At 72.3% G+C, this 21917-nt stretch carries 19 protein-coding genes; 14 read left to right on the plus strand and 5 right to left on the minus strand.

Translation table 11 applies throughout. From position 1 onward, the window contains the following. The first annotated feature begins 6 nt into the window (after positions 1 to 6). From mnmA to BM204_RS02715, 4 genes are all read left to right on the plus strand, one after another. Positions 7 to 1125: a tRNA 2-thiouridine(34) synthase MnmA gene (gene mnmA, locus BM204_RS02705; protein ID WP_091110218.1), complete on the plus strand. Its 1119-nt coding sequence runs from the start codon at positions 7 to 9 to the stop codon at positions 1123 to 1125. Next, positions 1122 to 2114: a uroporphyrinogen decarboxylase/cobalamine-independent methonine synthase family protein gene (locus tag BM204_RS02710; RefSeq protein ID WP_091110220.1), complete on the plus strand. Its 993-nt coding sequence runs from the start codon at positions 1122 to 1124 to the stop codon at positions 2112 to 2114. The genes mnmA and BM204_RS02710 overlap by 4 nt, the downstream gene beginning before the upstream one ends. A 10-nt stretch (positions 2115 to 2124) precedes the next feature. Next, positions 2125 to 2292, plus strand: coding sequence for a hypothetical protein (locus tag BM204_RS22500; protein ID WP_170259061.1), 168 nt, complete (start codon positions 2125 to 2127; stop codon positions 2290 to 2292). Positions 2293 to 2395: 103 nt separating this feature from the next. Then, a complete protein-coding gene (locus BM204_RS02715; RefSeq protein WP_091110221.1) occupies positions 2396 to 3133 on the plus strand; it encodes a hypothetical protein in 738 nt (245 codons plus the stop codon). A gap of 79 nt (positions 3134 to 3212) precedes the next feature. Here BM204_RS02715 and BM204_RS02720 read toward each other — a convergent pair whose 3' ends face one another. Both BM204_RS02720 and BM204_RS02725 read right to left on the minus strand, forming a co-directional pair. Continuing rightward, positions 3213 to 4811 carry an MFS transporter gene (locus tag BM204_RS02720; RefSeq protein WP_091110223.1) on the minus strand — a complete coding sequence of 533 codons (1599 nt, stop codon included), beginning with the start codon at positions 4809 to 4811 and terminating at the stop codon, positions 3213 to 3215. Then, complete coding sequence (locus BM204_RS02725; protein WP_091110224.1) at positions 4808 to 5497, minus strand: TetR/AcrR family transcriptional regulator; 690 nt, start codon at positions 5495 to 5497, stop codon at positions 4808 to 4810. The genes BM204_RS02720 and BM204_RS02725 overlap by 4 nt, the downstream gene beginning before the upstream one ends. A gap of 330 nt (positions 5498 to 5827) precedes the next feature. On the opposite strand from BM204_RS02725, the gene BM204_RS02730 reads away from it, so the two are divergent. Continuing rightward, a complete protein-coding gene (locus tag BM204_RS02730) occupies positions 5828 to 6775 on the plus strand; it encodes a hypothetical protein (protein ID WP_143099638.1) in 948 nt (315 codons plus the stop codon). 63 nt (positions 6776 to 6838) lie between these two features. On the opposite strand, the gene BM204_RS02735 is transcribed toward BM204_RS02730, so the two are convergent. Further along, complete coding sequence (locus tag BM204_RS02735) at positions 6839 to 7483, minus strand: alpha/beta hydrolase (protein WP_091110227.1); 645 nt, start codon at positions 7481 to 7483, stop codon at positions 6839 to 6841. A 73-nt stretch (positions 7484 to 7556) separates the two neighbouring features. Here BM204_RS02735 and ligA point away from each other — a divergent pair, with 73 nt between their 5' ends. The 4 genes from ligA to gatB all read left to right on the plus strand — a co-directional run bounded on the left by ligA (position 7557) and on the right by gatB (position 13166). Next, positions 7557 to 9680 carry an NAD-dependent DNA ligase LigA gene (gene ligA, locus BM204_RS02740; protein ID WP_091110229.1) on the plus strand — a complete coding sequence of 708 codons (2124 nt, stop codon included), beginning with the start codon at positions 7557 to 7559 and terminating at the stop codon, positions 9678 to 9680. Between the two features lie 167 nt (positions 9681 to 9847). After that, the gene (gene gatC / locus BM204_RS02745; RefSeq protein WP_091110230.1) at positions 9848 to 10147 is read left to right on the plus strand and encodes an Asp-tRNA(Asn)/Glu-tRNA(Gln) amidotransferase subunit GatC; all 300 of its coding nucleotides are present in this window, start codon (positions 9848 to 9850) and stop codon (positions 10145 to 10147) included. Continuing rightward, positions 10144 to 11667, plus strand: a complete 1524-nt coding sequence (gene gatA / locus BM204_RS02750; protein WP_091110232.1) for an Asp-tRNA(Asn)/Glu-tRNA(Gln) amidotransferase subunit GatA — start codon at positions 10144 to 10146, stop codon at positions 11665 to 11667. Before gatC ends, gatA begins: the two co-directional genes overlap by 4 nt. Further along, positions 11664 to 13166 (plus strand): Asp-tRNA(Asn)/Glu-tRNA(Gln) amidotransferase subunit GatB, encoded by a 1503-nt coding sequence (gatB, locus tag BM204_RS02755; RefSeq protein WP_091110233.1) that lies wholly within the window; start codon positions 11664 to 11666, stop codon positions 13164 to 13166. Before gatA ends, gatB begins: the two co-directional genes overlap by 4 nt. A 258-nt stretch (positions 13167 to 13424) precedes the next feature. Here gatB and BM204_RS02760 read toward each other — a convergent pair whose 3' ends face one another. Then, positions 13425 to 14282 carry an alpha/beta fold hydrolase gene (locus BM204_RS02760; protein WP_218031123.1) on the minus strand — a complete coding sequence of 286 codons (858 nt, stop codon included), beginning with the start codon at positions 14280 to 14282 and terminating at the stop codon, positions 13425 to 13427. A 336-nt stretch (positions 14283 to 14618) separates the two neighbouring features. Here BM204_RS02760 and BM204_RS02765 point away from each other — a divergent pair, with 336 nt between their 5' ends. The 5 genes from BM204_RS02765 to BM204_RS02785 are packed head-to-tail and all read left to right on the plus strand — an operon-like array spanning position 14619 to position 20725. Beyond that, on the plus strand, positions 14619 to 16256 hold the full coding sequence (locus BM204_RS02765) for a prenyltransferase/squalene oxidase repeat-containing protein (RefSeq protein WP_091110235.1): 1638 nt from the start codon (positions 14619 to 14621) through the stop codon (positions 16254 to 16256). Further along, positions 16253 to 17212 (plus strand): hypothetical protein, encoded by a 960-nt coding sequence (locus tag BM204_RS02770; RefSeq protein WP_143099639.1) that lies wholly within the window; start codon positions 16253 to 16255, stop codon positions 17210 to 17212. Before BM204_RS02765 ends, BM204_RS02770 begins: the two co-directional genes overlap by 4 nt. Further along, the gene (locus BM204_RS02775; RefSeq protein WP_218031124.1) at positions 17209 to 18318 is read left to right on the plus strand and encodes an energy-coupling factor transporter transmembrane component T family protein; all 1110 of its coding nucleotides are present in this window, start codon (positions 17209 to 17211) and stop codon (positions 18316 to 18318) included. Before BM204_RS02770 ends, BM204_RS02775 begins: the two co-directional genes overlap by 4 nt. Continuing rightward, positions 18315 to 19883 (plus strand): ABC transporter ATP-binding protein, encoded by a 1569-nt coding sequence (locus BM204_RS02780; RefSeq protein WP_091110238.1) that lies wholly within the window; start codon positions 18315 to 18317, stop codon positions 19881 to 19883. The genes BM204_RS02775 and BM204_RS02780 overlap by 4 nt, the downstream gene beginning before the upstream one ends. After that, on the plus strand, positions 19880 to 20725 hold the full coding sequence (locus BM204_RS02785) for an ECF transporter S component (protein ID WP_439895884.1): 846 nt from the start codon (positions 19880 to 19882) through the stop codon (positions 20723 to 20725). The genes BM204_RS02780 and BM204_RS02785 overlap by 4 nt, the downstream gene beginning before the upstream one ends. Here BM204_RS02785 and BM204_RS02790 read toward each other — a convergent pair. Further along, positions 20715 to 21914 (minus strand): PQQ-dependent sugar dehydrogenase, encoded by a 1200-nt coding sequence (locus tag BM204_RS02790; RefSeq protein WP_091110677.1) that lies wholly within the window; start codon positions 21912 to 21914, stop codon positions 20715 to 20717. The two genes, BM204_RS02785 and BM204_RS02790, sit on opposite strands and share 11 nt — an antisense overlap. Between the last annotated feature and the right edge of the window lie 3 nt (positions 21915 to 21917).

Below are 21917 nucleotides of genomic sequence, written 5' to 3' on the forward strand. Positions count from 1 at the left end.
CGGGGCATGAAGGTCCTCGCTGCCATGTCCGGCGGCGTCGACTCGGCCGTCGCAGCGGCCCGCGCCGCGCAGGCCGGCCACGACGTCACCGGCATCCACCTCGCCCTCTCGCGCAACCCCGCTTCCTACCGCTCGGGCGCCCGCGGCTGCTGCACCATCGAGGACAGCAACGACGCGCGTCGCGCGGCCGACATCATCGGGATCCCCTTCTACGTCTGGGACCTGAGCGAGCGCTTCCACGAGGACGTCGTGGAGGACTTCATGGACGAGTACGCCGCCGGCCGCACGCCCAACCCCTGCCTGCGCTGCAACGAGAAGATCAAGTTCGCCGCCGTGCTGGACCGCGCGCTCGCGCTCGGCTTCGGTGCAGTCGCCACCGGCCACTACGCCCAGCTGCGCACCGGCGAGGACGGGCTGATCGAGATGCACCGGGCGATCGACCACGGCAAGGACCAGTCCTACGTGCTCGGCGTGCTCGACCAGCACCAGCTGGCGCACTCGCTCTTCCCGCTCGGTGACACGCACAAGTCGGCGGTGCGCGCGGAGGCCGCCGAGCGCGGGCTGCTCGTCGCCGACAAGCCCGACAGCCACGACATCTGCTTCGTGGCCGACGGCGACAACGCGGGCTGGCTGCGCGAGAAGCTCGGGGACAGGGCCCCCAACCACGGCGGGGCGATCGTCGACGACGCGACCGGCGAGGAGCTGGGACGCCACACCGGGACCTACGGCTTCACGATCGGGCAGCGCAAGGGCCTGCGCATCGGCACGCCCGCCCCCGATGGCAAGCCCCGCTTCGTGCTCGACATCGAGCCCGTCTCCGGCACCGTCACCGTCGGAGCGCGCGAGCGGCTGGCCGTCGACCGGCTCAGCGGCATCAAGCCGCGCTGGTGCGGCACGGTGCCGCGGCGGCTCGAGGGCACCGTGCAGCTGCGCGCCCACGGCGGCGAGCACCGCGCCGTGGTGACGACTGCCGACGACGCCGTCGACATCGAGCTCCTCGACCCGGCCTTCGGCATCGCGCCGGGCCAGGCGGCCGTGATCTACGACGGCACCCGTGTCGTCGGCTCCGCGACGGTCTCCGCGACGGTCTCCGCGACGGTCGCGGCCACCCAGGCCACCACATGACCCAGGCCACCGCCGTCGGCTCGATGCCCGGCTCCGACCAGGCCGCCTTCGACGAGGCCGTCCGCGTCGTCCTCGGCTCGCTGCCCGACGTACCCCACCTGCCGGAAGTGCCCGGCCGTGGCGCTCCCGCCGGCATGCTCGGTCGCGGCCTCGCGGTGATGGCCGCACTGGGCGCCGACCTCCAGCCGGCCGGCTGGCGGCTCACCGACGCGCCCGGCATCGACCACCGGCGGGCCCGCAGCCTGCTCGCCCAGGACCTCGACGGCCTCGAGGAGCAGGCGCAGGACTACGCCGGGACGTTCAAGATCCAGGTCGCCGGACCGTGGACGCTCGCCGCGACCGTCGAGAAGCCACGCGGAGACAAGCTGCTCTCCGACGTCGGCGCCCGCCGTGAGCTGGCGCAGGCGCTGGCGGAGGGGCTGCGTGACCACGTCCGCGACGTACGCCGTCGCCTGCCCGGTGTCGACCGCCTCGTGGTGCAGGTCGACGAGCCGATGCTCGCGGCCGTGCTCGAGGCCGCCGTCCCGACCGCGTCGGGCTTCGGCCGGCACCGGGCCGTGCACCCGCCCGAGGCGTCGCAGCACCTGGAGTGGGTGCTCGGGGCGATCACCGAGGAGGGTGCCGAGCCGTGGGTGCACGCGTGTGCCCCGTCGACCCCGTGGGGGCTGGTGCGTGGCGCCGGCGCCCGCGGACTGTCGGTCGACCTGGACCAGCTCGGTGCGCGCGACCACGACCAGCTCGGTGAGGCGCTCGAGGCGGGCGAGACGGTCGTGCTCGGCGTCGTAGCGACCCTCGACCCGGACCCCGAGCCCACCGACACCCAGGTGGTCGAGCGGGTGCTGCGCTGGCTCGACATGCTCGGTCTCGATCCGGCAACGATCGGCGACCGGCTGCTCGTCTCGCCAACCTGCGGGCTGGCCGGTGCATCAGAGCCGTGGACCCGACGTGCGCTCCAGCTCGTGACGAGCAGCGCAGGTCACCTGACCTAGGAGAACACCCATGGCCGCTCGGACCGCCACCCTCGCCGGCACCACCCTGCTCGCGCTCGTCGCGCTCACGGGGTGCGGTTCTGGCAGCGGGGGCAGCGGGGGCAGCGACCCGACCGGCCTCGGCACGCCCGGCCCCGACGCGGGCTCCGGCGACGTGTCGATGACCTCGTGTCGCTGACCGTCTCTCCGGTAGTCGACGCCGCGGGTGCGACGGCGCGCCCGAGGGGTGCGTCGAGCGCGAGGTCGACGGCGGCACCCTCGTGGTGGCTTGGGAGGAGCGCGTGCCCGAGGAGGACCCGGGCTACGTCTCGGTCGGGCTGGTGCGCGACGACGAGGTGGTCGTGGCCGGCTACTCCGGACCGGACATCGAGGGCGACCCGCGCGAGGCCGACCTGCCGATCCCCGTGTCGGCGCTGGAGGAGCTGGTCCAGGACCCGCGGGTCAGCGTCACCAGCGACCAGGAGGTCGTCGACGCGGGGGAGGAGGTCGAGGACTGGGAGGGCGGCGAGGCGCCGTACACCAGCGACCCGACCCCGGTGCCGGTCTCGCCCGAGGCGCTCAAGGGCTTCTTCCTGACCTACTCCGGGCTGTCCGGCTTCAGCGGCACCGGCGAGGTCCCGCGGGTGGTGCGGCCGTTCGGGCCCGGCGCGGTCGGCATCGGGATCTCGGTGGACAGCGACGAGGTGCGCTACCGCGAGGTCGACGTGGTCGCCTCGCCGGCGGCGCCGACGTGGCTGGCCGCCGACCCGTGCGCGACGCAGGGCTTCGAGTGCGAGACGTACGACGGCGCGCTGGGGCCCGTGCACCTGCTCTGGCGGGCGGGAGGCACCGGGGAGGTGTGGCTGGTCAACCTGCGTGCCGACGAGGTGGTGGCGTTTCGCTTCGACTCCCGGAAGGTGCCCGAGCAGCAGCGGGCCGTCGCCGCGTCGATCGACCTCGCGTCGCTGCTGACGATGCTCGACGACGAGGTGCACGTGGGCATGACGTCGACCGCGGGCCTGGAGCGCGTGCAGTTCTGAGGCGGTTCTGACCTCAGGGACGGACCACGGCCCGGCCACCCACGCGGGGTGACCGGGCCGTCGTACGCGATGGTCGGCGTCAGCCGACGTGCACCGGCGCGCCACCCTCGGGGCCGTCGGTCGCGAGCTCCTCGTGCTTGACGTTGAGGAACAGCCAGATGGCCGCGGAGCCGATGCTGATGAGCACGGCGCCGACCAGGAACGCTGCGGTCGCGCCCTCGGTGAAGGAGCCGATGAAGGCCAGACCCCCTGCGGCGTCGGCCGGGACGCCCTGGGCCACGAGGTCGCGGGCCAGCGCCGTCTTGGTGCCGTCGGCGTAGTGCAGCGAGACGGTGCCGAGGATCGCGAGGCCGAGGGCGCCGCCGACCTGCTGCATCGTGTTGAGCACGCCCGAGCCGATGCCGGAGTCCTCCGCACGGAGGTGGTGCACCGCGGTCAGGGTGAGCGGCACGAACACCGCGCCCATCCCCACCGACATCAACATGATGAAGGGGAAGATCGAGGTCCAGTAGTTGACGCCGTCGCCCAGGAAGCTGCCGTTGCCGATCGCCAGCAGGGCCTCGGTGCTGGTGGGCACCTCGAGCCGGGAGAACCCGAACAGCGCGGCGGCCGCCATCAGCGTGCCGGTGCCGGCGATGAAGCGCGGGTCGATCCGGTTGATCAGGGTGGAGGAGAGACCGGCGCCGAACACGATGCCGACCGAGAACGGAAGGAACGCGAAGCCTGTATGCAGCGGGCTGTAGCCCACGACGAGCTGGATGAAGAGGCTCAGGAAGTAGAACATCGCGAACATGGCCGCGGGGACGAGCGCCATCACCAGGAAGCTGGTGGCTCGGGTGCGGTTGGCGAAGACGCGGACCGGCAGCAGCGGGTGCGCGACGCGCGACTCGATGAACGCGAAGGCGGCGAGCAGGGCGACGCCCGCTGCCAGCGACGCGATGGTCCACGTGTCGCCCCAGCCGTGTGCTTCTTCGCCTGCGCGGCTGAAGCCGTAGACCAGACCGAGCAGGCCGAACGTGCCGGTGATGGCTCCGGGGACGTCGAGCTCGCCCGGGTGGGACTCGGACTCGTGGAGGAAGCGCGGCGCGAGGAACGCCGCGGTCAGGCCGATCGGGACGTTGATGAGGAAGGTCAGGCGCCAGCCCTCGAGGCCCAGGATCGGGTCGAGGCCGGTGAGCCACCCACCGAGGATCAGGCCGACAGCCGCGCCCGCGCCGGACATGGCGGCGTAGACGGCGAACGCGCGGTTGCGGGCCGGACCGGCCGGGAAGGTGGTCGTGATCAGGGCGAGCGCCGCCGGGGACGCCAGCGCCGCACCGAGACCTTGGAGGCCACGAGAGGAGAGCAGCATGGCTTCGTTCTGGGCGAAGCCGCCGACGAACGAGGCGACCGCGAAGACGGCGAGGCCGATCATGAAGACGCGGCGCCGGCCGTAGAGGTCACCGAGGCGGCCGCCGAGCAGCAGCAGGCCACCGAAGGCGAGGGCGTAGCCGGTGACGATCCAGGTGAGGTTGGCGTCATCGATGTTGAGGTCGTTGCCGATGAAGGGCAGCGCGATGTTGGCGATGGAGGCGTCCAGCACCACCATCAGCTGCGCCACCGAGATGAGCACGAGGGCCCACCCGAGGTGGAGCTCCTTGGCCGAGGACTGCTCCTCGGTCTCTTGGGTGTCGGTCATGAGTCTTCCTTCTGGTCTGCGGGGTCTGCGTGAGTGTTCGGGGCGGTGTTCGGGGCGCCGCAGGTGGCGGCGGGCATGATGATCTGGTCGATGACGCGGGCGATGACCGCCTCGTCGGGGGCATGGCCGAGGAGGAACAGGCGGTGCAGGACGATGCCCGGGACCGCGGTCGTGAAGAGCTCGAGGTCGAGGTCGAGGCCGATCTCGCCACGCTCGCGGGCGCGCTCGAAGATCTGACGACCGATGGCGGCCTTGGGGCCGATGAAGTCGCGACGAAATGCCAGGGCGAAGTCCGCGTCGCGGGCGATGGCCGTCAGCAGGCTCGCGAACACCGCGATCTGCTTGTGGTCGGTGAGACCGCCCATCCCGCAGAACGAAGCCACGAGGTCGCCGCGCAGGGTGCCGGTGTCGGGAGCCGTGAGCGGGCCCTTGTGCGAGAGCAGGGCGTCGATGACCAGGCTCGCCTTGTCGTTCCACCGCCGGTAGAGCGTCGCCTTCGACGCCTTCGCGCGGGTGGCTACCGCGTCCATGGTGAGCCGGTCATAGCCGAGCTCGGCGAGCACGTCGAGCGTGGCGTCGAGGATCTCCTGCTCGCGGTCGCCCTCGACCCGGGGACGGGTGTGGGTGGGGGTGTGGCCGGGGAGAGCCGGGTCGGAGGTGCCTGCGTGCTCGGTGCTGGCGCTCATGGCCGTCCTCCTGTCCGTTGGTGGCTCGTTAACCTGGATGAAACGAAACGGTTCCGTTTCATCCGTGGCAACAGGATGGCACGCCGGGGGATTCCCGATCCAGCGGATTTTTCTGAGGCGGTCTGGTCCGGCGGGCGTCGAGTGACACATCGGGCATGCTCAGGAGCCCCTGGAACGTGCACAGCGCGTCACTCGACGCTCCCATCCACAGCCCAGCGAACCCGCGGTGATCCCGGGCGGTCGATCGGGCAGCCGAAGGACATGGCTGACGACAAGAGCAGATGGCGACCGCGCGCTGTCCCGGTGACGGATCTGGTGCGCCCTGTCCGAGTGGATCCGACCGGGAGGAGCGGGCCGACGCGCGGCCAACGGGTGGGGCCGGGCTGGCGACGTACGACGCCTGGCCTCTATGTCCCGGCCGGGGTGGGCGACGACCTCGTGGAGCAGCGCATCCTCGAGCAGTCGATGCGGATGGGCTCCCGCGCCGTCGTCACGGGATGGGCGGCGCTGCGGCTCCTGGGCGGCGGCTTCTTCGACGGATTCGCGCCGGACGGAACGACGTCGCTGCCTGTCCCCATCGCTGCCAACGGGAAGCGGGTGCGCGCCCACGAACAGATCCGGCTGGTCCGCGACACCGTGCCACCCGACGAGGTGGTCGTGGTGCAGGGCATCCGGTGTGCCGGGGTGCACCGGGCGCTCTATGACGAGATGCGCCGCAGAGGTCTGGGCCGCGAGGGCACGGTCGCGGCGGACATGGTGTTTGCCGCCGAGCTCACCTCCCTGCGCCGCATGCAGACCTACACGCTCAGTCGGCGGTGGTTCCGTGACATCCGTGGCGTCGCTGCCTGCCTGACGATGTGCGACGAGGGCAGCCTGTCACCGCAGGAGACACGATTCCGCCTCATCTGGGAGCACGATGCCCGGTGGGGGCGGCCGTTGTGCAACCGCGCGGTGATCGACCTCGACGGATGCTTCCTCGGCATCCCAGACCTGCTGGACCCCCATCGTGGAGTAGTGGGGGAGTACGCCGGGGCGCACCACCGCGACCGCGACCGGCACCGGTCCGACGTACGTCGGGAGGACCTGTTCCGCCGGGCTGGCCTGGAGTACGTCGAGACCGTCGGGGCCGACCTGCGAGATGAGCGGCTGGTCGTCGAGCGGATGCACGCCGCCGAGTCGCGCGCCGGTCTCGTCCCGAAGCTGTGGCGTCTGGGTCCGGCAGGGGCGTCGCTGGACGAGCGGCTGGGGGCGCGTGAGCGAGGGTGGGGCGTCGAGTGACGCAACGAGCATGTCGATCGGCCCTCTGGACATGCTGTTTGTGTCACTCGACGGAGGCCAGGCTCAGCCCAGCACATCCAGCGCCGTGTCGATCGCGAAGGTGTTCCACGCGTCGACGCGGCGGAGCAGATAGTGCCCGACGCGGCCCATGTCGGTGAAGGACGCCGAGGTGGCGAGGGGAGCGGCGCGCTCGAGGTAGGCGCGGGTCATCCGGGCGGAGGTGATCTTGTCGGTGCGGCCGTGGGCGGCGTGGACCTGTCGACCGGCGAGGGAGCGGACGGGGTCCTCGGGCGACCACCACGGGGCGACGGCGACGACGCCGACCACCGCCGGCGCATCGGCGACGTGGACCGCGGTGCGCCCGCCCATGGAGTGACCCAGCAGCACGACGGGCACGTCGCCGAGCTCACGGCGTACCTCGTCGATCGCCCAGCGGGCGTCGTCGACAGGGGCGCCGTGGTTCCAGCCGCGCACGGAGTAGCGCACCAGCCAGGTGCTGACGCCGGCCGCATGGGCGCGGGGAGTGATCGCACGCTGCATCGCGGCGAAGCGGCGCCACGAGGCGCTGCGGTGATCGACAGGCTGGGTGCTGGCCTGCTTGCCGCCGTGCAGCATCAGCACCACGCCCCGCGGCTCGGAGGTGACGTCGAAGCGGGTGACGGAAGGTCCGGGCGCGGTCTGCTCACGGGTCGTCTCGGTGGCGGCCATGGCAGTTCTTCGGAGCGGCGGGGCGCCCGGATGGTGTCGGGTCGTGTCGGTGGGACCCGGCAAGATAGGTGCCATGAGCAGCCCCGAGCCGAGCCCGGTCACCCCCGAGGCCCGCGACGAGCACCAGCAGCTGGCCGAGCAGGTCGAGGATGCCCGCTGGCACTACTACGTCCTCGACGACCCGACGCTCGCCGACGCCGACTTCGACGCCCGGCTGCGCGCCCTCGAAGCGCTGGAGGAGACCTACCCCGAGCTGCGCACCCCCGACTCGCCGACGCAGAAGGTCGGCGGCGCCGTCTCCACCGAGTTCACCGCCGTCGAGCACCTGCGCCGCATGGAGAGCCTCGACAACGCCTTCTCCTACGACGAGCTCGCGGCGTGGCACGCCCGTCTCGCCCGCGACGGGGTCGAGGCGCCGGCGCTGCTGTGCGAGCTCAAGGTCGACGGTCTCGCGATCAACCTGCTCTACGAGAAGGGGCGCCTCGTGCGTGCCCTCACCCGGGGCGACGGCTCGACCGGCGAGGACGTCACGCCCAACGTCAAGACGATCGACTCGATCCCGCACCGGCTGAGGCCCTCCGACGACTTCCCGACCCCCGACCTGGTCGAGGTGCGCGGCGAGGTGTTCCTGCCCGGCGAGGCCTTCGAGCGGCTCAACGCCTCGATGGTCGACGCCGGCAAGGCGATGTTCGCCAATCCCCGCAACGCCGCCGCCGGCTCGCTGCGCCAGAAGGACCCGCGCGTCACCGCGACCCGCGCCCTCGGGATGGTCTGCCACGGCATCGGGGCCCGCGAGGGCTTCGAGCCGCTCGCCCAGTCCCAGGCCTACGACGCGCTGAAGGCCTGGGGGCTGCCCACGTCCGACCGGGTGCGGGTGCTGCCGAGCCTGAGCGAGGTGCAGGAGTTCATCGAGCACTATGGCGAGCACCGCCACGACGTCGAGCACGAGATCGACGGGGTGGTCGTCAAGGTCGACGACGTCTCGCTGCAGCGTCGCCTGGGCTCCACGAGCCGGGCTCCCCGGTGGGCGATCGCCTTCAAGTACCCGCCCGAGGAGGTCAACGCCAAGCTCCTCGAGATCCGGGTCAACGTCGGTCGCACCGGCCGCGTGACCCCCTACGGCGTGATGGAGCCGATCCGCGTGGCCGGCTCGACCGTGGAGAACGCCACGCTCCACAACGCCCACGAGGTCAAGCGCAAGGACGTACGCCCCGGCGACACCGTCATCCTGCGCAAGGCCGGCGACGTGATCCCCGAGATCCTCGGGCCGGTGCTGGCGCTGCGTCCGAAGGGGCTGCGTCCGTGGCGGATGCCGACGAAGTGCCCCTCCTGCCGCACGCCGCTGGCCGAGCAGAAGGAGGGTGACAAGGACCTGCGCTGTCCCAACCACCAGCTCTGTCCTGCCCAGGTGCGCGAGCGGGTCTTCCACGTGGCGGGCCGCGGCGCGTTCGACATCGAGGGCCTCGGCTACGAAGCCGCGGCGTCCCTGCTGGATGCCGGGGTGATCGCCGACGAGGGCGACGTCTTCGACCTCGACACCGCCCAGCTGCTGCGCACCGAGCTGTTCACGCGGGCCGCGAAGAAGATCGAGGAGGACACCGCTGTCGGCGGGCGGGTGCTCTCCGCCAACGGCCAGCGGCTTCTCGTCAACCTCGACAACGCCAAGACGGTGCCGCTGTGGCGGGTGCTGGTCGGGCTCTCGATCCGCCACGTCGGGCCCACCGCGGCGCGTGCGCTGGCCACCGAGTTCGGCTTGATGAGCGCCATCCGCGAGGCGACCGAGGAGCAGCTGGCGGCGGCCGAGGGCGTGGGTCCGACGATCGCGGAGGCCGTCATCGAGTGGTTCGCCGTCGAGTGGCACCGCGCCATCGTCGACCGGTGGGAAGCCTCAGGGGTGACGATGGCCGACGAGCGCGACGAGTCGACGCCGCGCACGCTTGAGGGCCTCACCATCGTCGTCACCGGCTCGTTGGTCGACTTCAGCCGCGACTCGGCCAAGGAGGCGATCCTCAGCCACGGTGGCAAGGCCTCCGGCTCGGTGTCGAAGAAGACCGACTACGTCGTGGTGGGGGAGAGCGCCGGGACGAAGGCCGAGAAGGCCGAGCAGCTGGGGGTGAGCATCCTCGACGAGGACGGCTTCAAGCAGCTCATCGAGCACGGGCCGCCCGGCCAGGATCCTTACGCTCAGGACTCGTAGGTGTCGGCCACCGGCGACGAGCGCGAGCGCGGCCTCGACGGCCCGCACCTTCGACCAGGACGCGTAGGTCGTGGCGAGCGCGGTCTGCACGAGGTCAGCCGGTCAACCTTCCAGATGCGCCCACCCGGGAGCGGTTGGTCGGCTCAGCCACAACTAGGATCAGACCCATGCCTGAAATCACCAGGGACGAGGTCGCCCACCTCGCGACGCTCGCCCGGATCGACCTGGACGACGCCGAGCTCGACCACCTGGCGCCCCAGCTGTCGGTGATCCTCGAGTCCATCGCCTCCATCAGCTCCGTGGCCGGTGACGACGTGCCGCCGACGTCGCACCCGATGCCGCTGACCAACGTCTTCCGCGAGGACGTCGTGGTCCCGGGCCTCACCGCCGCTCAGGCGCTGTCCGGCGCTCCGGCCTCCGAGCAGCAGCGCTTCTCCGTCCCCCGGATCCTGGGGGACGAGCAGTGAGCGACCTGACCCGCACCACCGCCGCCCAGCTCGCCGACGCGCTCGCCGCGGGCGAGACGACCTCGGTGGAGGTCACCCAGGCCCACCTCGACCGCATCGGTGAGGTCGACGGCGCCATCCACGCGTTCCTCCACGTCGACGCCGAGGGCGCGCTGGCCCAGGCTGCTGCCTCCGACGCCCGTCGCGCCGCCGGCAGACCGGCGAGCGGCCTCGACGGCGTACCCATCGCAGTGAAGGACATCCTCGCCACCCAGGGACTGCCCACGACCTGCGGGTCCAAGATCCTCGAGGGCTGGATCCCGCCGTACGACGCCACGGTGGTCGCCCGCCTCAAGGCGGCCGGCCTGCCGATCCTCGGCAAGACCAACATGGACGAGTTCGCCATGGGCTCCTCCACGGAGCACTCGGCCTACGGCCCCACGCACAACCCGTGGGACCTCGACCGGATCCCCGGTGGGTCGGGCGGTGGCTCGGCCGCTGCCGTCGCGGCCTTCGAAGCGCCCCTCGCGCTCGGCACCGACACGGGCGGCTCGATCCGCCAGCCGGGCGCCGTCACGGGCACGGTCGGTGTGAAGCCGACCTACGGCTCGATCTCGCGCTACGGCCTGGTCGCGCTGGCCAACTCGCTCGACCAGGTCGGCCCGGTCACCCGGACCGTCCTGGACGCAGCCCTGCTCCACGAGCTGATCGGCGGGCACGACCCGCGCGACTCCACCTCGATCACCCAGCCGGTGCCCGACCTGACCGACGCGGTGCGCCTCGGCGCGACCGGCGACCTGACCGGCGTACGGATCGGTGTCGTCAAGGAGCTCAACGGTAGTGGCTACCAGGACGGCGTGCGCCAGCGTTTCCAGGAGTCGGTCGACCTGATGGTCGATGCCGGCGCCACCCTCGTCGAGGTCTCGTGCCCCATGTTCGTCCACGCGCTCGCGGCCTACTACCTGATCCTCCCGGCCGAGGCCTCCAGCAACCTCGCCAAGTTCGACGCCATGCGCTACGGCCTGCGGGTCCTGCCCGAGGACATCGCGGACCCCAGCGCCGAGGACGTCATGCGTGCCTCTCGCGACGCCGGTTTCGGCGACGAGGTCAAGCGCCGCATCATCCTGGGCACCTACGCGCTCTCCAGCGGCTACTACGACGCCTACTACGGCCAGGCCCAGAAGGTGCGCACGCTGATCTCGCGCGACTTCGACGCGGCCTTCGAGCAGGCCGACGTGCTTCTCTCGCCGACCGCTCCCACCACGGCGTTCAAGCTGGGGGAGAAGCTCGACGATCCGATCGCGATGTACCTCAACGACCTCGCCACGATCCCCGCCAACCTCTCCGGTGTCCCCGGCATCTCGGTGCCCGGCGGGCTGGCCGAGGAGGACGGGCTGCCGGTCGGCATCCAGATCCTCGCCCCGACCATGGCCGACGACCGGGTCTACCGCGTCGGCTCCGCGCTCGAGACGCTGCTCACCGACAGGTGGGGCGGCCCGCTGCTCGACCGCGCACCCGCTCTGAAGGGGGCACCCGCATGACCGGCAAGAGTGACACCCTGGTCGCCTGGGACGACGTGCTCGCCTCCTACGACCCCGCGCTGGGGCTCGAGGTCCACGTCGAGCTCAACACCGTCACCAAGATGTTCTGCGGCTGCCCCACGGAGTTCGGCGCCGAGCCCAACAGCCAGGTCTGCCCGGTCTGCCTCGGCCTGCCCGGGGCGATGCCGGTCGTCAACCGCAAGGCCGTCGAGTCCGCGATCCGCATCGGGCTGGCGCTCAACTGCGAGATCGCCGAGTGGTGCCGCTTCGCGCGGAAGAACTACTTCTACCCGGACATGCCGAAGAACTTCCAGACCAGCCAGTACGACGAGCCCATCGCCTTCGAGGGCTACATGGACGTGATGGTCGAGGGCGAGATCCACCGCGTGGAGATCGAGCGCGCCCACATGGAGGAGGACACCGGCAAGTCGCTGCACGTCGGTGGCGCCACCGGCCGCATCCACGGCGCCGACTACTCGTTGGTCGACTACAACCGCGCCGGCATCCCCCTGATCGAGATCGTGACCAAGCCGATCATGGGCAGCCGCGAGAAGGCGCCGCTGATCGCCAAGGCCTACGTCGCCCAGCTGCGCGAGCTGATCGTGGCTCTCGGCGTCTCCGACGCCCGCATGGACCAGGGCTCGATCCGCGCCGACGTCAACCTGTCGCTGGCCCCGGTCGGCACCGGCGCCCTCGGCACCCGCACCGAGACCAAGAACGTCAACTCGCTGCGCTCGGTCGAGCGCGCCGTGCGCTACGAGATGCAGCGCCACGCGGCGGTGCTCGACAGCGGCAAGGCGATCTTCCAGGAGACGCGCCACTGGCACGAGGACACCGGTGTCACCACCAGCGGTCGCGAGAAGTCCGACGCCGACGACTACCGCTACTTCCCCGAGCCCGACCTGGTGCCCGTCGCCCCGTCGCGGGCGTGGGTCGAGGAGCTCTCCGGCACCCTCCCGGAGAACCCGCGGGAGAAGCTCGACCGGCTCCAGGCCGACTGGGGCTTCTCCGACCTCGAGATGCGCGACACCGTCGGTGCCGGCGCGCTCGGCCTGGTCGAGGAGACCATCGCCGCCGGCGCTGCCCCGCAGGCAGCCCGCAAGTGGTGGCTCTCGGAGATGGCGCGTCGGGCCAACGACTCCGGCGTCGACATCGCCGAGCTGGGTGTCTCGCCCGCGCAGGTCGCGGCCGTGCAGGCGCTGGTGGACGCGAAGACGATCAACGACAAGCTGGCCCGCCAGGTCTTCGACGGCCTGCTCGCCGGTGAGGGCACGCCCGAGGAGATCGTCGCGGCCCGTGGGCTCGCGGTCGTCTCCGACGACGGCGCCTTGGGCGCAGCAGTCGACATCGCGATCGCGGCCAACCCCGACGTCGCCGACAAGATCCGCGACGGCAAGCACGCCGCTGCCGGTGCGCTCATCGGCGTGGTGATGAAGGAGATGCGTGGACAGGCCGACGCCGGCCGGGTGCGCGAGCTCATCCTGGAGAAGCTGTCCTGACGTCCTGACGTCCTGGAGCGGAGCCGGTATCGCCACGGCTCCGCGGCACCTGTCACGAGATCGAGCCCGCCGGCCGCCGCGAGCCGCGCGAAGAGCGCCGAGCCCGGACGGATCTCGACAGTGCGGTGGATCGCACGTACCACGTACGTGTGATCCACCGCACTGGTCAGGTGCGGGACCCGGAGTCATCGACGCCGGACTTGGGGCAGCCGTAGCTGCTCTCAGGGCGCGAGCTGGCCGCGCACCTGGGGCACCCCGTCAGCCCGGGGCAGGGTCGGAGGCGATGAAGTCGCGCAGCACGCGCGCGAACCGGTCGGGGTCGTCGAGGTGCGGGAAGTGACCCGCGCCCTCGAACAGCTCGACCTGGCACTCCGGGACCGACTGCTGCGCGCTCAGCGCGTGCGACGCCGGGATCATCCGGTCCTTGGTGCCCCACACGATCAGGACCGGGATCGGCAGCGCGTCGCCCAGGTGGTCGTGGGCGCTGATGCTCTGGCCGCCGAAGTCGATGACCGCGCGGGTGGTGGCGAGGAAGGCCCGCCTGCTCTCGCGGTCGGAGAGCGAGCTGAACCCGCGCCAGATCGCCCCGACATCCGCCCCGGGACGCCAGCCGACCTTCTCGGCGCCACGACCCACGGCCCGGAGCCGGGAGGTGACGGGGACGGAGGCGACGACGCTCAGCACCTGCTCGGCGCCCGGGAGCGTCGCGGCGCGCAGGATGAGGTTGACCTCGCGTCCCAGCCCCCCGCTGGAGACCAGGACCAGGCGCTCGACCCGCTCGGGGAAGAGGTAGAAGAACTGCATGGCGATGCCGCCGCCGAGCGAATGGCCCACGAGGGTGACCTGCTGGATGCCCAGGTGGTCGAGGAGGTCGCGCATGGTCGCGGCGTGCGAGCTGAGCGAGTAGTCGCCAAGGGGCTTGGCCGACTCCCCGTGACCGAAGAGGTCGGGCACCAGGACCCGGTGGTCGTCGTCCATCTGGTCGACGAGGTGGGCCCACTGGCGTTGCGATCCGAGGATCCCGTGGATGAAGAGCACCACCGGGCCGGAGCCGCTGTCGACGTAGGAGAGCTCGTGACCGTGGAGCACGACCTTGCTCGGCGCCATCCGTGCCATGGTGATCCTCCTCGTCGTGGTCCGGGGCGGGACGAGCCCAACCTAGCCCCGACCCAGGGCTCGGTGCGTGAGATGCGCGACGCACTGGTGCGCCGTGTTCGCTGGTAGCGTGCGACTCGGTACACATTCATCACGCCCGCAGTGGGGAAAGCCGGTCCGACTCCGGCGCTGACCCGCAACCGTAGGTCGACCGGTGCTCCCGAGCACCGGACGACGAGCCGGAACGCCCGTTGCGACGCGTCCTGATCACTCGCTGTCGAGGACAACCAGCGGTGGCGCCCTCCAGGCACCAGGCCTGGTCGCCTCCGCTGTGCGCAGCGGAGAGGACCCCCTCCCATGAACAGCCCCATCCTGCGCCGCACCGTCGGCCTCCTGGCCACCCCGGCCCTGGCACTCGGTGCGCTGGCCGCCCTGCCGGCCGCGCCGTCGTACGCCGCCGAGGACCCGGCGCCCGTCACCGCCGGTGCCGCGTGGCTCGAGACCCAGCTGACCGATGGCTTGGTCTTCAACCCCAACTTCGGCGGGTTCGACGACTACGGCCTGTCCATCGACGTCGCCCTGGGGCTCGACGCGATCGGCGGCCACGATCCGGCCGTCCAGGCGGTCACCGACGCGATCGCGGCGAACCTCTCGTCCTACACCTCCTACCCGACCGGCGACAGCACCCATGTGCTGGCCGGCTCGATGGGCAAGGCGCTCGCGCTGGCCACGAGCGCGGGTCGCGACGGCAACGCCTTTGGTGGGACCGATCTGGTCGCCGACCTCGAGGCGCAGGTCGCCACGGAGGCGCTGATCGACGGCCGCATCCAGGACACGTTCGACGGGACGCAGCCGTTCGAGGCCGACTTCTCCAACACCATCGGCCAGGCTTTCGCGGTCCAGGGTCTTGACGCGGAGGCCAGCGCGCTCGTCGACCCGGCGACCGACTTCCTGCTCGCCCAGCAGTGCACCGAGGGCTTCTTCCGGCTCAACTTCGCCGCGGCCGACGCACCCCTGCAGGCCTGCGACGCCGACCCGGAGGCCGCTCCCGACACCGACGTGACCGCGCTCGCCGTGATCGCGCTGCAGAGCCAGACCGACGACACCGACGTGCAGGCCGCCGTCACCCGGGCGACCGACTGGCTCGCCGGTGCGCAGAGGGACAACGGCTCGTTCGGCGGCGGCACCTCCACCGAGGCGCCCAACACCAACAGCACCGGGCTCGCCGGCTGGGCGCTCGGCACCGAGGGCGACACCGCCCGCGCCGCTGAGGCGGCCACCTGGGTCCGGCGCCTGCAGGCCGACGACACCGCCCCGTGCGCCTCGGGCCTCACGCCCGACAACGGCGCGATCGCCTACGATGCCGCGGCCCGCAACACCGCTCGCGGCGAGGGCATCACGGATGCAGTCGAGGACCAGTTCCGCCGGGCCTCCGCCCAGGCGCTGCCGGGCCTGCAGTGGGCGCCGGCCGAGGGCACGGGCGCAGTCGCCGTGCCGAACCAGAGGTTCTTCCAGCAGGCCGGTCGCAGCATCACGGTCGTGTCCGGTGGCGGTCTCGCTCCCGGCGACACGGTGTGTGTGACCCGCGGCCGTGCCGTGGCCGCGCGCACGACCGCCGGCGACGACGGGCAGGCGGTCGCCCGCGTGACGCTGCCCGCCGGCACCGCGCTGCGCACTTTCGTCCTGCGCTCCGGCGAGGCCACGGTCGGCTCGACGACGTTCCAAGCCGTCGCCGCGAAGAAGCTCGGTCTGAAGATCGCCAAGGTGCGCGTCGCCCGCGGCGCCTTCGACACCGTCAAGGTCAGCGGCCTCGCCCGCCGCGAGTCGGTACGGGTCTTCCTGCGCGGCAAGCGCGTCGCCGCCGGCACCGCCAACGCCCAGGGTGTGCTGACCAAGCGATTCAAGGTCACGGGCAACCTCGGCAAGGCGACCCTCAAGGTCACCGGCGAGTTCGCCAACCGGACCAACACCGCGACGATCACCGTCAAGCGTTGATCGTGCGACACCGCCCGGCACGACTCCTCGCTGCCGCCGCCCTCGTGGCGGCGGCGGTCGGGGTCGGCACACCTGCTCCTGCCGTCGCGGCCGGCTGCTCCAGCGCGAGCGGCGTGACGGTCGTCGTGGACTTCAACCAGCTCGGCGGGGGAGTCGCCTCGGGCTGCATCTCGGGCGGTGGGGGCCAGAAGGCCTCAGCGCTGTTCCCCTCGGCAGGGCACCCGCTGACCTACGCGCAACGCCAGCCCGGCTTCGTGTGCCGGGTGTCCGGAGTCCCGGCCGAGGACCCGTGCGTCAACACCTCGGCTGCCAACGCCTACTGGGGCCTGTGGTGGACCGACGGCAAGGGTGGTGACTGGGTCTACTCCAGCCTCGGTGCCGCTTCTCTGACCATCCCCGACGGCGGCTACGTCGGTTTCTCGTGGGACGAGAGCGGCGGGGACGCCAAGCCGAGCTTCACGCCGGCCCCGCACCCGGCACCCAGCCCGACCCCGACGCCCACACCGACGGCCCAGCCCTCGCAGCCCGCACCGGGCGGGGGCTCCGGCTCGGGTGGGGGCCAGGACGCTGACTTCGGATCGACCGAGGGGGGCCAGGGCTCCGACGGCGGCCCGGCCTCGTCGACGCCCCAGCCCACGGAGCCGGTCGACGCGGCCGACGACCCCGCCAGCGACCCGTCCGGCGACCCGTCCCCGTCGGCCACCGCGGCACCCGGCAGGCCGAGCCCGCCCGGGAAGCCGGGCGCGTCCGCCGACCCGTCCGCGAGCGCGACACCGGCCGCGAGCCCGTCCGACGAGGCCACGGGCGCGCCGTACTCGGACGATCCGGTCTCACCCACGGCCGCCACCACCTCCGACGACGGCCTCCCGGCCTGGGTCGCCCCGGCGCTGATCGTCCTGGTCTTCGCCAGCGCTGGCGGCGTCTTCCTGCAGCGCAGGAGGCAGACCGGCCCGTGAGCACCCTGACCCTGACGCGATCGAGCGTCGCCGGCGCCCGGCTCCCGCGCGACGTGCACCCCGTGGCCTGGTGGCTGTGGGCGATCGGTCTCGCCACGGCAGCCTCGCTCACGACCAACCCGCTGGTGCTCCTGCTGATCATCGGCGTCGCGAGCATGGTCGTCATGGCCCGGCGCTCGGACCAGCCGTGGGGTCAGTCGTTCCGGCTCTACGTCTACCTCGGCATCGCCATCGTGGTGCTGCGGGTGCTCTTCAGGCTGGTCTTCGCGGGGAGCTATCCCGGCAACGTGGTCCTCGACCTGCCACAGATCCCCCTGCCCGACTGGGTCCTCGGCATCACGCTCCTCGGCCCGGTCACGCAGGAGTCGCTGCTTGCCGGGCTCTACGACGGCCTGCGGCTGGCCGCGATCGTCATCTGCATCGGCGCGGCCAACGCGCTCGCCAACCCCAAACGGCTGCTGCGCTCGGTGCCGCCGGCGCTCTACGAGGTCGGGACCGCCCTGGTGGTCGCCGTGACCGTGCTGCCGCAGTTCGCCGACAGCGTGCGCCGGGTGCGTGCGGCGCAGGCGCTGCGTGGGGGCGAGACCGGTCGCGTGCGGCGGTTGCGCCGCTTCGTCGTACCCGTCATGGAGGACGCCCTCGAGCGTTCCCTCGCGCTCGCCGCGGGCATGGACACCCGCGGTTACGGCCGGGCTGGCGGGCTCACCCCCGCCCAACGGCGTACGACGGGCACGTTGATGCTGGCGGGTCTGTGCGGGGTGTGCGTCGGGGTCTACGCGACCCTCGACCTGACCGCCCCGCGCTACCTCGCGCTGCCGATGCTCGGCCTCGGGGTCGTGGTCGCCGTCGCCGGGCTGATGAGCGCCGGACGGCGGGTCGAGCGCACCCGCTACCGTCCCGACCGCTGGCGCTGGCCCGAGCTGGCGATCGTCGCGTCCGGGGTCGCCGTCGGTGTGGTCGGCTGGTGGGTCAACGGCCACCAGCTGCTGATCGCCTACCCCGATCTGTCGGGTGCCCCCCAGATCTCCCTGGTCGCCCTCGTCGGCGTCCTCGTCGGTGCGGTCGCTGCCGCGGCGGCCCCACCTCCGAGGCAGGTGCTCGCATGATCGAGCTGCGCGGCATCTCGGTCGCCTACGACCACCACCCGGTGCTCAGCGACGTCGACCTGACGATCGAGGAGGGCGAGCTGATGCTCGTCTCCGGCCCCACCGGCGTCGGCAAGTCGACGCTGCTCGGCGTCGTCACCGGCCTGGTGCCGCGCTTCAGCGGCGGCACCCTGCGCGGCGACCTGCTCCTCGACGGCACCAGCATCCTGCGCACCCCGCCCCGCGACCGTGCGCACGTGGTCGGCTACGTCGGCCAGGACCCGGCCGCCGGCTTCGTCACCGACACCGTCGAGGAGGAGCTGGCCTATGGCATGGAGCAGCTCGGCCTCGCGCCCGACGCGATGCGTCGCCGCGTCGAGGAGACCCTCGACCTGCTCGGCATCGCCGAGCTGCGACACCGTGACCTGCGCACCCTCTCGGGCGGCCAGCAGCAGCGCGTTGCCATCGGCTCCGTGCTCACCACCCACCCCCGCCTGCTCGTCCTCGACGAGCCCACCTCGGCGCTCGACCCGACCGCCGCCGAGGACGTGCTGGCCACGCTGACCCGGCTGGTCCACGACCTCGGCGTCTCCGTGCTCGTCGCCGAGCACCGGCTGGAGCGGGTCGTGCCGTTCGCCGACCGCATGTGTCTGCTCACCGGCGACGCCCGTGTGCAGGTCGGCACCCCCGCCGAGCTGCTCGCGCACTCGCCCGTCGTGCCCCCGATCGTCGAGCTCGGCCGGGCCGCCGGCTGGAGCCCGCTGCCGCTGACGGTCCGCGAGGCCCGCCGCTCCGCTCGCGCCCTCGACCTCGCCCCGCCCGTCCAGGAGGTGCTGCCCGACGCCCCCGAGGCGTTGCGGGCCCGCGGTCTCACCGTCACCCACGGGCGCACGGTGGCCGTCCGCGAGCTCGACCTGACGCTCGGCGCCGGTCGTGTCACCGCGCTGATGGGCCGCAACGGCTGCGGCAAGTCGTCGCTGCTGTGGGCACTTCAGGGCACCGGCAAGCGGGCGCACGGTGTCGTCGCCTCGTGCGGGTCCGACCCCGCACGGCTCGAGCCGGCGCAGCGGCGCAATGTCGTCGGGCTGCTCCCGCAGAGCTCGGCAGACCTCCTCTACCTCGAGACCGTCGACGAGGAGTGCGCCGCGGGTGGCGACGGCACCCGCGCCATCCTCGACCGGCTCGTGCCCGGCATCCCCGGCGACCAGCACCCACGCGACCTCTCGGAGGGACAGCGACTGGCGCTCGCCCTCGCGCTGGTCCTCGTCGCCCGGCCGCACGTCGTGCTCCTCGACGAGCCGACGCGCGGCCTCGACTACGCCGCCAAGCGGGCGCTGGCCGGCATGCTGCGCGCGCTCGCCGACGACGGGCACGCCGTGCTGGTGGCGACCCACGACGTGGAGTTCACCGCCCAGGCCGCCGACGAGGTCGTCGTGATGTCGGAGGGCGAGGTCGTCTCCGCCGGCCCCGTACGCCGGGTGGTCGCCGAGTCGCCCGCCTTCGCGCCGCAGGTGATGAAGGTGCTGGGCGCGCCGTGGCTGCGCGCGGACGAGGTCGTCGCGGCGCTGGGGGCGAGGACCGCGTGAGCGCCGTCCGCACCAGCACCCCGGTCGCCGTACCCCTCTCGCTGCGCTCGGCAGCCGTCCTCACCGTCGCCTCGCTCGGTGGGCTGATGATGCTGCTCTGGCCGCTGCTGCTGCGGGTCCCGGACGACGCGCGCATCGACCCGCCGTTCCTCTTCCTCGCGCTGCTGCCCGTCGTCATCGCGGTCGTGCTCGCGGAGCTGAGCGAGGGCGGGATGGATGCCCGGGTGCTGGCGATCCTCGGCGTGCTCAGCGCGATGAACGCGGTGCTGCGGATGCTCTCGGCCGGCACCGCGGGCGTGGAGCTGGTGTTCTTCCTGCTGATCCTCGGCGGGCGCGTCTTCGGCGCGGGCTTCGGTTTCGTGCTGGGCGTGACGTCGCTCTTCGCCTCGGCCCTGATGACAGCCGGCGTCGGCCCGTGGCTGCCCTTCCAGATGATCATCGCGGCGTGGGTCGGGATGGGCGCGGGCCTGCTGCCGCGCCGCGTCACCGGTCGCGCGGAGATCGCGATGCTCGTGGTCTACGGGGTCGTCGCGGCCTACCTCTTCGGCCTGCTGATGAACCTCTCCGGCTGGCCGTTCCTCCTGGGTGTCCAGGTGCCCGGCCACGAGGGCTCGCTGGCCTACGTGCCCGGCGCCCCGCTGCTCGACAACCTGCAGACGTTCCTCGTCTACACGCTCATCACCTCCACCGGCAGCTTCGACACCGGACGCGCGATCACCACCGCCGTCGCGCTGGTGCTCCTCGGGCCTGCGGTGCTGACCACGCTGCGGCGCGCTGCCAAGCGGGCGCTGGTGGTGGGGGTGGCCGAGGAGCGGGCCTCGGGGCCCGCTCCTACGGCCTGACGAGCAGGATCTTGTCGTCGCCGGGGCCGGGATCGCCGCGGGTGTCGCGGTTGCTCGTCATGACCCACAGCATCCCGTCGTCGGTGGCGGCGACGGTGCGCATCCGGCCGTAGTCACCGACGAAGAACGGCTCCGCCTCGACCGCACGGTTGCCCTGGACGCGCACCCGCCACAGTCGCTCACCCTTGAGGGCAGCCATCCACAGGTAGCCGTCGAGGAAGGCCAGGCCCGAGGGGGAGGCCTCGTCGGTGTTCCAGACCTGCTGGGGGTCGACGAACCCCTGATCCTGGCCGCCCTTGCCCTCGACCTGGGGCCAGCCGTAGTTGGCGCCCTCGTCGATGCGGTTGAGCTCGTCGAAGGTGTCCTGCCCGAACTCCGAGGCCCACAGCCGGTCGGCGTCGTCGAAGGCGAGACCCTGCACGTTGCGGTGGCCCCACGACCACACCGCGGTCCCGAAGGGGTTGCCGGGGGCGGGCTTGCCGGCGGGGGTGAGGCGCAGGACCTTGCCGCCGAGGCTGTCGCGCTGCTGCGCGAGCGACGGCTCCCCGGTCTCGCCGGTGGAGACGTAGAGCATGCCGTCGGGGCCGAACTCCAGGCGCCCGCCGTCGTGGATGTAGCCGTTGGGGATGCCGGTGAAGATCGGGGTCGGTTCACCGAGCCGGTCGCCGCGGAGCGTGGCGCGCACGACCCGGTTGTCGCTCGCGGTGCTGGCGTAGAAGTAGACGAACCGGTCCTGCGCGAAGTCGGGCGAGATCGCCACCCCGAGCAGCCCTGCCTCGCCCTGGGGTGCCGCGACGTCGAGGGTGCCGAGCTCGGTCACGGTGTAGTCGTCACCGCTGACGAGCAGCACCCGCTGGGTGTCGCGCTCGGTGACGATCGCGTCGCCGTCGGCGAAGAAGTCCAGGCCCCACGGCGCCTCGAGCCCGGTCGCGATCTCCTCGATGACCTCGGGTGGACCGCCCGGCGCGGCCGGCTCTGACGAGGTGGAGGAGGAGGGGGCGCTCGGCTCAGCAGATGCTGATGTCGACGGTGAGGGCGGTGGAGCTGACGGCGACGCAGGCGCCGTACCGGTGATGGTCACGGTGCTCTCGTTGCCGGCCTGACCGCAGCCGGCCAGCAGCAGCGCCCCCGCCACCAGGCCAGCGGTGGCAGCGGCTGACGGGCGAGGCAGACGGACGGCCCGGGACATCCG

The sequence above is a fragment of the Nocardioides psychrotolerans genome, assembly GCF_900113685.1.
Taxonomy (GTDB): Bacteria; Actinomycetota; Actinomycetes; order Propionibacteriales; family Nocardioidaceae; genus Nocardioides; species Nocardioides psychrotolerans.